Origin of the sequence: Longispora fulva (genome assembly GCF_015751905.1) — a bacterium.
Classification (GTDB): Bacteria; Actinomycetota; Actinomycetes; order Mycobacteriales; family Micromonosporaceae; genus Longispora; species Longispora fulva.
Genome location: NZ_JADOUF010000001.1, coordinates 4,635,094 through 4,647,816, shown reverse-complemented (window position 1 = coordinate 4,647,816; position 12,723 = coordinate 4,635,094). Strand labels below are relative to the sequence as shown.

At 72.2% G+C, this 12,723-nt stretch carries 10 protein-coding genes; 7 read left to right on the top strand and 3 right to left on the bottom strand.

Annotation, left to right across the window (positions count from 1 at the left end; translation table 11 throughout):
• The first annotated feature begins 3 nt into the window (after positions 1-3).
• The 7 genes from IW245_RS20620 (at position 4) to IW245_RS20590 (ending at position 7,985) form a co-directional block, all read left to right on the top strand.
• Positions 4-1,776 carry a hypothetical protein gene (locus IW245_RS20620; protein ID WP_197004812.1) on the top strand — a complete coding sequence of 591 codons (1,773 nt, stop codon included), beginning with the start codon at positions 4-6 and terminating at the stop codon, positions 1,774-1,776.
• 1 nt (position 1,777) lies between these two features.
• A complete protein-coding gene (locus IW245_RS20615; protein ID WP_197004811.1) occupies positions 1,778-3,562 on the top strand; it encodes a hypothetical protein in 1,785 nt (594 codons plus the stop codon).
• Positions 3,535-5,334, top strand: a complete 1,800-nt coding sequence (locus IW245_RS20610) for a DUF6311 domain-containing protein (RefSeq protein ID WP_197004810.1) — start codon at positions 3,535-3,537, stop codon at positions 5,332-5,334. Before IW245_RS20615 ends, IW245_RS20610 begins: the two co-directional genes overlap by 28 nt.
• A 34-nt stretch (positions 5,335-5,368) precedes the next feature.
• On the top strand, positions 5,369-6,031 hold the full coding sequence (locus IW245_RS20605; protein WP_197004809.1) for a response regulator transcription factor: 663 nt from the start codon (positions 5,369-5,371) through the stop codon (positions 6,029-6,031).
• Positions 6,028-7,113, top strand: coding sequence for a sensor histidine kinase (locus IW245_RS20600; RefSeq protein WP_197004808.1), 1,086 nt, complete (start codon positions 6,028-6,030; stop codon positions 7,111-7,113). Before IW245_RS20605 ends, IW245_RS20600 begins: the two co-directional genes overlap by 4 nt.
• Before the next feature lie 123 nt (positions 7,114-7,236).
• Positions 7,237-7,611 (top strand): VOC family protein, encoded by a 375-nt coding sequence (locus tag IW245_RS20595; protein WP_197004807.1) that lies wholly within the window; start codon positions 7,237-7,239, stop codon positions 7,609-7,611.
• Between the two features lie 65 nt (positions 7,612-7,676).
• Positions 7,677-7,985: a hypothetical protein gene (locus IW245_RS20590; RefSeq protein WP_197004806.1), complete on the top strand. Its 309-nt coding sequence runs from the start codon at positions 7,677-7,679 to the stop codon at positions 7,983-7,985.
• A gap of 93 nt (positions 7,986-8,078) precedes the next feature.
• Here IW245_RS20590 and IW245_RS20585 read toward each other — a convergent pair whose 3' ends face one another.
• The 3 genes from IW245_RS20585 to IW245_RS20575 form a co-directional block, all read right to left on the bottom strand.
• A complete protein-coding gene (locus IW245_RS20585) occupies positions 8,079-10,085 on the bottom strand; it encodes a 3-hydroxyacyl-CoA dehydrogenase NAD-binding domain-containing protein (protein WP_197004805.1) in 2,007 nt (668 codons plus the stop codon).
• Complete coding sequence (locus tag IW245_RS20580) at positions 10,082-11,275, bottom strand: thiolase family protein (RefSeq protein WP_197004804.1); 1,194 nt, start codon at positions 11,273-11,275, stop codon at positions 10,082-10,084. Before IW245_RS20580 ends, IW245_RS20585 begins: the two co-directional genes overlap by 4 nt.
• 100 nt (positions 11,276-11,375) lie before the next feature.
• The gene (locus IW245_RS20575; RefSeq protein ID WP_197004803.1) at positions 11,376-12,662 is read right to left on the bottom strand and encodes an HRDC domain-containing protein; all 1,287 of its coding nucleotides are present in this window, start codon (positions 12,660-12,662) and stop codon (positions 11,376-11,378) included.
• Positions 12,663-12,723 lie beyond the last annotated feature (61 nt).

Here is a 12,723-nt window from a genome sequence, read left to right as displayed (position 1 = left end):
GGCATGACTGTGGACAGTGTCGACGCCGGGACGTCGACGGGGCCCTCCGACGTGGTGCGCGAGAGCGCGGCCCAGCGGCTCGTGGACCGGCTCGCCGGCCTGCCCACCTCGATCGTCGCCGCGACGGTGTACCTGTTGGGGGCCGGGTGGCTGATGTCGCACCTGTTGACCCATTCGTACCGGATCTCGGTGAACGGGCAGCGGGTCCAGGCCCGCGCGGAGTGGATGCTGCTGCACGGCGCCCGGATCTTCACCGACGGCGCCTCCCCGTGGGTGGAGTCCCAGCTCGACTTCCCGGCGGGCGTCAACACGTTCGGCGGCGGCGGGATGCTCGGGCTCTCGGTCCCGCTGGCGCCGCTGACCCTGCTGCTGGGGCCGCCCCGGGCGTTCGCGGTCGGCGCGGCCCTGATCCTCGCCGCCACCGCGTTCGCGTGGTACTGGGTGCTGTCCCGGCACATCGTCACCAGCCGGCTGGCCGCGGTCCTCGGCGGGGCGGTGGGCGGGTTCGCGCCCGGCGTCGTCTCGCACGCCCAGGGCGACCTGGGGCTCGCGGCCGGGTTCCTCGTGCCGTTCATCGTCTGGCGGGTGCTCACTCTCCGTGAGGGCCACGCGCTGCGCAACGGGGTCGTGCTCGGGCTGCTGTGCGCCTGGCAGGGCCTCATCGCGCCCGAGATGCTGACCGTGCTCGCGATCGGGTTCGCGGTCTTCTTCGCGGCGTACGCGACCCAGCGGTTCTCCGAGGTGCGCGCGCACGCCCCGGCCGTGCTGCGCGGGCTGGCCGTCGCCGGCGTCGTCACGCTGGCCCTGCTGGCGTACCCGCTGTGGACGCAGTACTTCGGGCCGTACCGGGACCACCCGGCGCACACGCTGCGCTTCCTCGGCTCCGATCTGGTGTCCTTCGTCCGGTTCTCCGCCCCGTCGCTGGCCACCCACCCGGTCGGCCAGGTGCACTACGCCCAGCTGGGCACCGAGCAGAACACGTACTGGGGCTGGCCGCTGCTGACGTTCCTCGCGGTGGCCGCGTGGTGGCTGTGGACCCCGCTGTCGCGGGCGCTCGCCCTGGCCAGCGGAGTGCTGTGTCTGCTGGCCTGCGGCGCGACGCTGACGGTCAAGGGCGAGTCGATCGGGATCCCGGGGCCGTGGCGGCTGCTCGCCGACCTGCCGGTGCTGCGCGGGGTCGCGCCCACCCACATCGCGCTCGCCGTCACCCCGCTGTTCGTGCTGCTCGTCGCGCTCGCCGCCCAGCGGGCCGCCGAGGAGGTGGCGGACCTGCGCCGGGAGCGGCCGGGCACCCGGCTGGGCTTCCTCTGGTACGGGCTGATCGCCGCGGCGCTGCTGCCGGCCGCGCCCGCCCCGGTCATGGTGGCCGACATCCACGTGCCGGCGTTCGTCTCGGCGGGCGTCTGGCGCTCCTACGTGCCGGCCGGCCGGACGCTGGCCGTCGTGCCGGTCACCGGCTCGTCCGACCCGACGGACCTGCGCTGGGCGATGAGCACGGACCTGGAGCTCAGGATCGTCGACGCGCACCTCGCGCCGACCATCGACCGGGCGCGCACCACGACCCTGCGCGGCCTGCCGGTCGCCGCCGCCGACAAGGCCGCGGCCCTCAAGAGCCTCGCCGACGGCAGGGCCTCGGTCCTGGTCATGCACACCGACCGGGTCATGAAGCCGGGGAAGAACGAGGAGACGCTGTGGAAGATGACCACGGCGCTGGTCGGCATCGAACCCGTCTGGGTGAGCGGTGTGTGGGTGTGGGACCTACGGACGGTGGCTTAGGGTGAGGGTTCAGGACGTGCCGACCGCCGAGACCAGCCCAGCGCCGTCGCCGGCGAAACCCCGCCGGATCCGGTACGACCTGGGCGTGCTCGCCGTCTACCTGCTCGGCGCGCTCGGGCTGACCATGCGGCTGTGGGCCGACCTGGACAACCGGGTGCTGGCCAGCTTCCCGCCGGACCAGTACCTGTTCGAGTTCTTCCTGTCGCACTCCGCCCGGGTGCTCACCCACCTCGAGAACCCGCTGTTCACGCACATCCTCAACGCCCCGGACGGCGTGAACGTCATGGCCAACACGGCCACGTTCGCGATCACGCTGCCGCTGGTGCCGGTGACGCTGGCGTTCGGGCCGCACGTGGGGTTCGCCGCGATGGTGACCCTGGCGCCGTTCCTGACGGCGTTCGGCTGGTACCTGCTGTTCTCCCGCAAGCTGGTTTCCTCGCGGTTCGCCGCGGCGGTCGGCGGCGCGTTCTGCGGCTTCGCCCCGGGCATCGTCGCCCAGGACAACGTGCACCCGAACCTCGCCATGCACTTCGTGGTGCCGTTCATCGTGTGGCAGCTGCTCCGGCTCCGCGACGGCGCGCGGGTGTGGACGACCGGCCTGCTCCTCGGCGCGCTCGTCGTGTACCAGTTCTTCATCAACGAGGAGATCCTGCTGCTCACGGCCCTGGGCTGCCTGGGCTTCACCGGGATCTGGGCGCTGTACAACAGGGCCGAGGCCCAGCGGGTGATCAAGCGCTTCGTCGGCGGGCTGGTGGTCGCGGGCGTGTTCGCGTTCGCGCTGCTGGCGTACCCGATGTGGTTCCAGTTCTTCGGGCCGCAGCACTACCACGGCTTCGGCGACTTCGTGCACCTGTTCGGCGCGGACGTCTACTCGTTCACGGCGTTCCCCACCCACTCGCTGGGCGGCAGCCCGGACAGCGTGCTGCTGGCCAACAACGTGGTCGAGGAGACCACGTTCTTCGGCTGGCCGCTGGTCGTGATGGCCCTGGTGTGGGCGGCGATGTTGTGGCGGCGCACCGAGGTGAAGGCCGCCACGATCACCGCGGCCGTGTTCACGGTCGGCTCGCTCGGCAGCCACCTGCACATCGGCGGGGTGCTGACCAAGATCCCGGCCCCGTGGTACCTGGTGTCGCACCTCCCGCTCCTCGACTCGGTGATCGCCAGCCGGCTCACCCTCGCGATCATCCCGTGGTTCGGGATGCTGATCGCCCTGGTCCTGGCCCGACTGCTCCGCGAGGAGCCCGGGGCCCGGATGCGGATGTTCGGGCTGGCCGGGGTGGCCGTGGCGTTGATCCCGCTGATCCCGACCCCGCTGGCCGCGACCGTCCGCCCGCCGGTGCCGCCGTTCGTCAGCTCGGGGGAGTGGCGGTCCTACGTGGACGCCGACCACTCGCTCGTCATGCTGCCGGTGCCGTACGCCTCGGTCGGGATCGCCGCCGTGCAGTGGGCCGCGGCGGCGAAGGCGGAGTTCGCCATCACGGGCGGCTACTTCCTGGTGCCCAACCCCGACACCCCCGACGGCCAGGGCATGTTCGGCCCGCCGTTGCGCCCCACCTCGAAGATGTTCTACCGGCTGGCCACCGACGGGCGGACCACGGTGATCACGGAGCAGGACCGGGTCAACGCCCGGGTGGACCTGCGGTACTGGCGGGCGGCGGTCGTGGTGCTCAGCCCGCAGGAGAAGCGGGCGGCGCAGTACAAGGAGATGATGGTGGACCTGCTGGGGGTCGAGCCGCAGATGAAGGGCGGGGTCTGGCTGTGGGACGTCAGGGAACTGACCCGTTGACCCGGCCGGCGGACCCCGTCGAGGCACCGGTCGCCCCCGCCGGTGGGCGGACCCGGCGGTTCGTGCTGGGCGCGCTGCCGCACCTGAGCTACCTCGTGCTCGCCCTCTACGTGACGGCCCGGCTGTGGGTGCACCGCGACGTGCGGCTGTCCTCGGTGAACCCGACCGACCACGAGCAGTTCCTCTGGTTCCTCGGGCACGCGGCCCGGGTGGTCAGCCACCTGGAGGACCCGTTCGTGTCCTACCGGCTCAACGTGCCCGACGGCGCCAACATGATGGCGAACACCAGCGTGCTCGGCCTGGGCGTGCCGTTGGCCCCGGTCAGCCTGATCTTCGGGGTGCAGACGACGTTCGTCGTCGCGCTGACCCTGACGCTGGCCCTGACCGCCTCCGCCTGGTACTGGCTGTTCAGCCGGCACCTGGTCGCCTCCCGCCTCGCCGCGTACGTCGGCGCGGGTTTCCTCGGCTTCGCGCCCGGCATGGTCGCCCAGGCGGCCGGCCACCCGAACCTGACCGCCCAGTTCCTGGTGCCGGTCCTCGCGTGGCGGGTCGTGAAGCTGCGTGAGGGCAGGTCCCTGCGCGACGGGCTGATCCTCGGCCTGCTCATCACCTACCAGGTCTTCCTCAACGAGGAGGTCCTGTTCATGGTGGCGATGGGCTGCGCGCTGTTCGTCGGCGCCTACGCGCTCCAGCGCCGCCAGGAGGTCCGCGCGCAGGTCAAGCCGTTCCTCGCCGGGCTCGCCGTCGCGGCCGGGGTGGCCGGGGTGCTGCTCGCGTACCCGCTGTGGGTGCAGTTCTTCGGGCCGGCGCACTACCGGGGCCTGCCGCAGGGTCTGGACAAGTTCACCACCGACCTCGCCTCGTTCACCGGGTTCGCCCGCCGCTCGCTCGCCGGCAACGCCGCCGACGCGGACAAGCTGACCCTGAGCGCCAACGAGGAGAACGCGTTCTTCGGCTGGCCGCTCGTGCTGTTCGTGCTCTGCGCGCTCGGCCTGCTGTGGCGGCGGCCGATGGTGCGGTCCCTGCTCGTGGTGGGGCTGTTCTTCGCCGGGCTGTCGCTCGGCAAGACGGTCGTGTTCAACGGCCACTCCACCGGCATCCCCGGCCCGATCCGGCTGCTGGAACACGTGCCGCCGTTCGACCTGGCCACGGCGACCCGGTACACGCTGATGGTGGTTCCGGTCGTCGGGATCCTGCTGACCCTGGGCATGGACGCGCTGGCCCGGTGGGCGGGCGCGGAACGGTGGAAGTGGGCGGTGGCGTCCCTCGCCGTCCTCGCGGCCCTGGTGCCGATCGCCCCCACCCCGCTCGTGGTGCGCGACCGGCCGATCCCGGCGTTCGTGACCAGCGGGGCCTGGAAGGCCTACGTGGACGACGAGCACACCCTGGTCTCCGTGCCGGTGCCGCGGATGGACCGGATGACCGGCATGCGCTGGTCCGGGGTGACCAACCTCGGCTTCAAGGTGCCGCGCGGCTACTTCATCGGCCCCAGCAGCGCGACCGACCCGACGGCCACCTGGATCCCGGAGCTGCGGCCCACGTCCACGATGCTCGCCGAGGTGGCCGCCTCCGGCCGGGTGCCGGTCGTCACCGACGGCGACCGGGCGGCGGCCGTGGCGGACCTGCGGTACTGGCAGGGCGCCGTCGTCGTGCTCGCCGCGACCGAGTACAACGCCCAACCGCTGCTGCGCACCGTGACCGACCTGCTCGGACCGCCCACCTGGGACGCCGCCGGCGGAGTCTGGCTGTGGGACGTGCGCGGCCTGCACTAGTCTCGGTGGGCTGGAGCGGCGAAGGGGCGTGTCGATGCGGGTACTCGTGGTCGAGGACGAGCGGCACCTCGCCGACGCCATCGCCCGGGGGCTGCGCCGGCAGGGCATGGCCGTCGACGTGGCCTACGACGGCAAGGACGGCCACTTCCAGGCCATGACCACCCGGTACGACGTGTGCGTCCTGGACCGGGACCTGCCCGGCATGTCCGGCGACGCGCTGTGCGCCGACCTGATCGCCTCCGGCGCGCTCACCCGGGTGCTGATGCTCACCGCCAGCGGCAGCGTCGCCGACCGGATCGAGGGGCTGGAACTCGGGGCCGACGACTACCTCGGCAAGCCCTTCGACTTCGACGAGCTGGTCGCCCGGATCCGGGCCCTCGGGCGGCGGGCGACCCCGGCGGCCCCGCCGGTGCTGCGGGCCGGCGACGTGACGCTCGACCCCGCCAGGCTGCACGCCGACCGGGCCGGCCGGCCACTGGAGCTGACCCGCAAGGAGTTCGGGCTGCTCAGCGTGCTGATCAAGGCCGGTGGGGCCGTGGTGTCCAGCGAGGAGCTGCTGGAACGGGTCTGGGACGCCAACGCCGACCCGTTCACCACGACCGTGCGGGTCACGATGATGACGCTGCGCAAGAAGCTCGGCGAGCCGGTGCTGATCGAGACGGTGGTCGGCGCGGGATACCGGATCTCGGCACCGTGAACCCGCCCCGCCCCACCCTGCGCCGCCGGATCACCCTGCTCAACGGTCTGCTCCTCGTCGCCACCGGCGCCGGGGTGCTGGTGACGACCTGGCTGATGGTCGAGGCCGGGGCGGGCCAGGCCCAGGTGCTGCTCGCGGGGCTGGCCGCCCTGGCGGTGCTGAGCACCCTCGGCCTGATCGGGGGGTACTGGATCACCGCCCGCGCCCTCAGGCCGCTCCAACAGGTCACCACCACCGCCCGCCGGCTGTCCACCGAGACCCTCGACCAGCGGCTGCGGTACTCCGGCCCCGACGACGAGATCGCCGAGCTGGCCGGCACGTTCGACGCGATGCTCGACCGGCTGGCCTCAGCGTTCGACAGCCAGAAGCGGTTCGTGGCCAACGCGTCGCACGAGTTGCGCACCCCGCTGGCCGTGATGCGCACCGAGGTCGACGTGACGTTGACCGACCCGGAGGCGGACCTCGCGGAGTACCGGCGGATGGCGCGGGTGCTGCGCGACGCGTCCGTACGGGCCAACAGCCTCGTGGACGCGCTGCTCCTGTTGGCCAGGACCGAGGCCCAGGCCGGCCGCCGCCTCGCCCGCAAGGCCCCGGTCGACCTGGCCGTGGCGTGCACCACCGCCCTGTCGACCGTGCAGCGCGACATCGCCCGGATGGGCATCCTGGTGAACACCGACCTGCGCCCGGCGCCGGTGATCGGCGACCCGAGCCTGCTGGACCGGCTCGCCGGCAACCTGGTGGAGAACGCCGTCCGGTACAACGAGGCCAACGGGCACCTGTGGGTGCACACCGGCATGACGGCCGAGCAGGCGTGGCTCGTGGTGGCCAACACCGGCGGCGAGCTGGACCCGTCGGAGGTGCCGGCCCTGTTCGAGCCGTTCCGGCGCGGCGGGCTGGAGCGGACCGGGTCGCGGGGGGCCGGGCTGGGGCTGTCGATCGTGCGCGCGGTGTGCGACGCGCACGGCGGGAGCGTCCGGGCGGTGGCCCGGTCCGGTGGGGGGCTGGAGGTCACCGTGCTGCTGCCGGCGGCGGCCACGACACCGGTCAGTCGGGGCGCGGCGAGCGTGCCCCAGCGGCACTGACCCCGGGTTCCGGCCGACGCGCGGCGGGCCGGGAGCCACCGTAACCGGAAAATGGGTTTCGATCTTGGGGTGGCGGGCACACACTGACCTGCGGCATATCACCTTCCGAACGGAGCTCCACCTGTGGTTTCGGCGTTGCGCAACATCACGATCAACAGCCTCAACCCCTTTGAACTGGCCACCTTCTGGAGCACGGTGCTCGGCCTGCCCCTGAACGACGACGACTTCCCCGGTGACCCCGAGGCGGTGATCCACCTCGACGAGCACCAGGTGCTGCTGTTCGTCACGGTGCCGGAGGCGAAGGCGACCAGGAACCGGATCCATTTCGACGTCCAGCCCACCGACCGGACCCGGGACGAGGAGGTCGCCCGGCTGCTGGGCCTCGGGGCGGTCCAGATCGACGACCGTCGTCGTCCGGACGGCTCCGGCTGGGTGGTCATGTCCGACCCGGAGGGCAACGAGTTCTGCGTCGAGCGCAGCCAGGCTGAGAAGGCCTGACCAGGTATTTCACACTGGGCCGGCCTGCCGGGGCGCGGGCGGGAAACGCTGGGTAGGCTTTCGCCATGACTGCTGAAACGACGCAAACCCGATACGTCCGTATTCCGGCCGAGATCGTGGTCGAGGTAACCGACGAGGCCGCCGTCCGGGCTGCCGCCCGGGCTGCGGTGGACGCCGCCGAGGACATGCCGGCCGATGAGCGGGCCGAGGCCCTCGAGCGGATCAAGGACGAGGACATCGCCGACGCGGTGGCCCTGGTCGTCAACCTGGAGGGCCTGCTCGAGGGCGTCTCCGGGCTGGAGATCGTCGAGGCGACCTGGTCCGCCGAGGAGGACGACGAGTACGAGCCGTTCGACGACGAGGACGACGAGTAAGAAGGCACGGAAAAGGGGCGGCTCCCACGGGAGCCGCCCCTTTTCGCACGAGCCAGGAGGCCACGGCCTGCCGGGGCCGCGACCTCCCGGTCCCTACAGCTTGCCGACCTTGCGGAGATAGGGCGTGATCCCGCCCAGGTGGAACGGCCACCCCGCGCCCAGGATCATGCACAGGTCGATGTCCTTGGCGTCGGCCACGACCCCCTCCTCCAGCATCAGCCGGATCTCCTCGGCGACGGCCGTCAGAGCGCGCTCCTTCAGCTCCTCGCCGGTCGGGCCGCCCTCGCGGGGGCCGTAGATCTCCACGACCCGGGGGTCCAGCGCCCCGTCGGCGGTGTGGAAGCTGGTCAGACCGGCCTCCACGAGCTTCCCGAGCTTCTGCGACACCGCGAACCGGTCCGGGAACGCCTCGTGCAGCGTCTCGGCGACGTGTAGCGCCACGGCCGGGCCGACGAGCCCCACCAGGGTCAGCGGGCGCATCGGCATGCCGAGCGAGTCCACCGCCTGGTCGGCGACCGTGAAGTCGGTGCCCTCCTCGACCGCGCCGAGGATCTCGCCGAGGAAACGGGTCAGCAGCCGGTTGACGACGAACGCCGGCCGGTCGGCGACCAGGACGCTGGACTTGCGCAGCGCCTTGCCCACCGCGAACGCCGTGGCCAGGCTTTCCTCGTCGGTCTTCTCGGCGCGCACGATCTCCAGCAGCGGCATAGCGGCCACCGGGTTGAAGAAGTGCAGGCCGACGACCCGCTCCGGGTGCTTGAGGTCCGCGGCCATCTCGGTGATCGACAGCGAGGACGTGTTCGTCGCGAGCACGCACGACTCGCTGACCACGGCCTCGACCTCGGCGAACACCTGCTTCTTCACGGCCAGGTTCTCGAAGACGGCCTCGATCACCAGGTCGGCGTCCGCGAACGCCTCCTTGGTCACCGAGCCGCTGACCAGACCGCGCAGCTTGGCGGCCTTGCCCGGCATCATCTTGTTCTTCGCGACCAGCTTGTCGATCTCGGCGTTGACGTACGCCACGCCCTTGTCGACCCGCTCCTGGTCGAGGTCGGTCAGCACGACCGGCACCTCGAGGCGGCTGGCGAACAGCAGCGCGAGCTGGCTGGCCATCAGACCCGCGCCCACGACGCCGACCTTGTTCACGTCGCGGCCGTCGTCCGGGTCGGGCGCGCCGGCCGGGCGCTTGGCCCGGCGCTGGACCAGGTCGAACGAGTACAGGCCGGCCCGCAGCTCCGGCGAGAAGATCATGTCGGCCAGGGCCTCGTCCTCGGCCGCCGTGCCGTCCTCGAAGGTGGCCGTGCGGGCCAGCTCCATCAGCTCCAGGGCCCGGTACGGGGCCGGAGCCGCGCCGTGCAGCTTCTCGTCGAGCAGCTTCTTCGCGTACCCGATCACGGCCGACCACGCGGGTCCCCGGTCGATCTCGGCGCGCTCGACGGTCACGGTGCCGGCGACGACGGACGCCGCCCACGCCAGCGAGCGCTCCAGGAAGTCCGCCGGCTCGAACAGGGTGTCGGCGATGCCCAGCTTGAGGGCGTCGGCCGGCTTGAGCATCCGGTTCTGGCTGAGCGGGTTCTCGATGATGACCTTGGCCGCGTTGGCCGGGCCGATCAGGTTCGGGAGCAGCTGGGTGCCGCCCCAGCCCGGGACCAGGCCCAGGAAGCACTCCGGCAGGGCCAGGGCCGCAGCCCCGGTCGAGATGGCCCGGTAGTGGCAGTGCAGGGAGAGTTCGAGGCCGCCGCCCATCGCCGCGCCGTTGACGAACGCGAACGTCGGTACCGCGGAATTCTTGAACTTCGCGAAGACGGCGTGGCCGAGCCGGCCGATCTCCAGCGCCTGCTCGCGGTCCGTCACCTGCGGGATGCCGGTGATGTCCGCGCCGACGGAGAAGATGTACGGCTTGCCGGTGACGGCGATGAACGCCGGACCGGCCGCGATGGCCTCGTCGAACGCGGCGTCCAGCGACGCCAGGCCCTCGGGGCCGAACGTGTTCGGCTTCTTGTAGTCCAGCCCGTTGTCGAGCGTGATCAGGGCGGCCTTGCCGGCCTGGCCCGGAACGGAGACGAAGCGCAGCAGCGCCTTGGTCACAACCTCAGTCACTTCTGACCCTCCCAGTGCGGGTTCTCCCAGATCACAGCCGCGCCCATGCCGATCCCGATGCACATGGCGTTCATGCCGTAGCGCACGTCGGGACGCTCGGCGAACTGCCGGGCGAGCTGGGTCATCAGCCGGATGCCGGAGCTCGCCAGGGGGTGGCCGATCGCGATCGCGCCGCCCCACGGGTTGACCCGGGGGTCGTCGTCGGCGATGTCGAAGTGGTCGAGGAACGCCAGGACCTGCACGGCGAACGCCTCGTTCAGCTCGAACAGGCCGATGTCGTCGATCGTCAGGCCGGCCTTCTTCAGCGCCTTCTCGGCGGCCGGCACCGGGCCGTAGCCCATGATCTCCGGCTCGACGCCGACGTAGGCGTACTGGACCAGCGTCATCGCGACCGGCAGGCCCAGCTCGCGGGCCGTGTCGGCGTCGGCGAGGATCGCGGCCGTCGCGCCGTCGTTGATGCCCGCGGCGTTGCCGGCGGACACCTTGCCGTGCGGCCGGAACGGGGTCCGCAGGGTGGCCAGCTTCTCCATGGAGGTGCTCCGGGGAGCCTCGTCCACGGTCGCCAGGCCCCAGCCGCCCTCGTCGTCGCGGGTGGCCATGCTGACCAGATCCGGCTGGATCTTGCCGTCGGCGTACGCCTTGGCGACCTTCTCCTGGCTGGCCAGCGCGAACGCGTCGCAGCGCTCCTTGGTCACGTTCGGCACCCGGTCGTGCAGGTTCTCGGCGGTCGCGCCCATCACCAGGGCCGACGGGTCGACCAGCTTCTCGGCGAGGATCCGCGGGTTCGGGTCGACGCCCTCACCCATGGGGTGCCGGCCCATGTGCTCGACGCCGCCGGCGATGGCGATGTCGTACGAGCCCATCGCGATGCCACCGGCGACCGAGGTCACCGCGGTCATCGCGCCGGCGCACATCCGGTCGATCGAGAAACCGGGCACGGTCTTGGGCAACCCGGACAGCAGTGCGGCCGTCCGGCCGAGGGTCAGGCCCTGGTCGCCGATCTGGGTGGTCGCCGCGATGGCGACCTCCTCGACCCGCTCCGGGGGCAGGGCGGGATTGCGGTGCAACAGTTCGCGGATGCAGCGGATGACCAGGTCATCGGCGCGGGTCTCCGCGTACATCCCACCGGCTTTGCCGAAGGGGGTACGGACACCGTCGACGAAGACGACATCCCGGACAGAACGGGGCACGCGAGCCTCCTTGGATCGGCCTACGCGCCCTATGCTACCCGCCAGTAACCTGACTTGTCGCAGGGGTCTTTGTCACTCCCCGGCAGCCGCTCGCCACACGTCAGCTCCCGGCGGGAGCCGCCGGGTCGTCCTCCGACGGGGTCGCCGGCGCGGGTTCGGACAGCGCGTTCTCCAGCGCCCCGGCCGTGATCGAGATCTGCCACTCGCGCGCCCCGTGCCGGCGCAGGAACCCCGCCACGTCCGCGTCCTCCGGCGGAGCCCAGCACAGCCGGCGCACGGTGTCCGGGGTCAGCAGGTTCTCCTGCGGCAGCCCGTACTCCGCCGCCAGGGTCGTGACCGCCTCCCTGGCCCGGGCCAGCCGCCCCGCGGCCTCCGGCTCCTTCTCCGCCCACCGGTGCGGCGGCGGGGGAGCGTCGCTCGGCGCGGAGGACGTGGGCAGGTCCTTGTCCGTCAGCTCGCGGACCTCGGCGAGCGCGTCCAGCCACAGCTTCGACAGCCGCCGGGTGGACCGGCCGCCGAACATCGGCAGCAGGAACAGCTCCGCCTCGTCCTTCGGGTCGCCCTGGGCCGCCGCGACGATCGCGGTGTCCGGCAGGATCCGGCCCGGGGCGGTGTCGCGCTTCGCGGCCAGCCCGTCGCGCACGTTCCACAGTGCGCGCACCCGGGCCAGGGCCCGCGCGCCGCGCACCTTGTGCATGCCTGAGGTGCGCCGCCACGGGTCGACCCTGGGGGCCGGCGGCGCGGCGTTGACCAGCGCGGCGAACTCCTCCTCTGCCCAGCCGAGCTTGCCCTGGCGCTCCAGCTCGGTGGCGATCGCGTACCGCAGCTCGATCAGCAGCTCGACGTCGAGGGCGGCGTAGGTCAGCCAGTTCTCCGGCAGCGGCCGGCTGCTCCAGTCGGCGGCCGAGTGGTGCTTCTCCAGGGTGAAGCCGAGCAGGCTCTCGGTCAGCGCCGCCAGCCCCACCCGCTCGAAGCCGGCGAGCCGCGCGCCGAGCTCGGTGTCGAACAGCTTCGTCGGCCGCAGCTCCAGCTCCGCCAGGCAGGGCAGGTCCTGGCTCGCGGCGTGCAGCACCCATTCGGGGCCCGTGAGCGCCTCGGCGAGGGGCGAGAAATCCTCGACGGGTACCGGATCCACCAGCGCCGTCCCGGCCCCCACCCGACGCAGCTGGATCAGGTACGCCCGCTGCCCGTACCGGTACCCCGACGCGCGCTCGGCGTCCACGGCGATCGGCCCGGTGCCCGAGGACAGGAGCTGGGAATACTCGCGCAGGCCGTCGGTGTCCACGATCGGCGCCGGCGTGCCGTCCCGTGGCTCTGTGAGCAGGGCGGTGTGCTGCGGGGGCTCGGCGTCGTGCGGGTACGTGGGGGACGGGCGATCATCGGCCATCCGACCACGGTACGGGGCGCGACCCACTGCCCGTCGAGCCCCCCGGCGGGCGTGTTGCCCG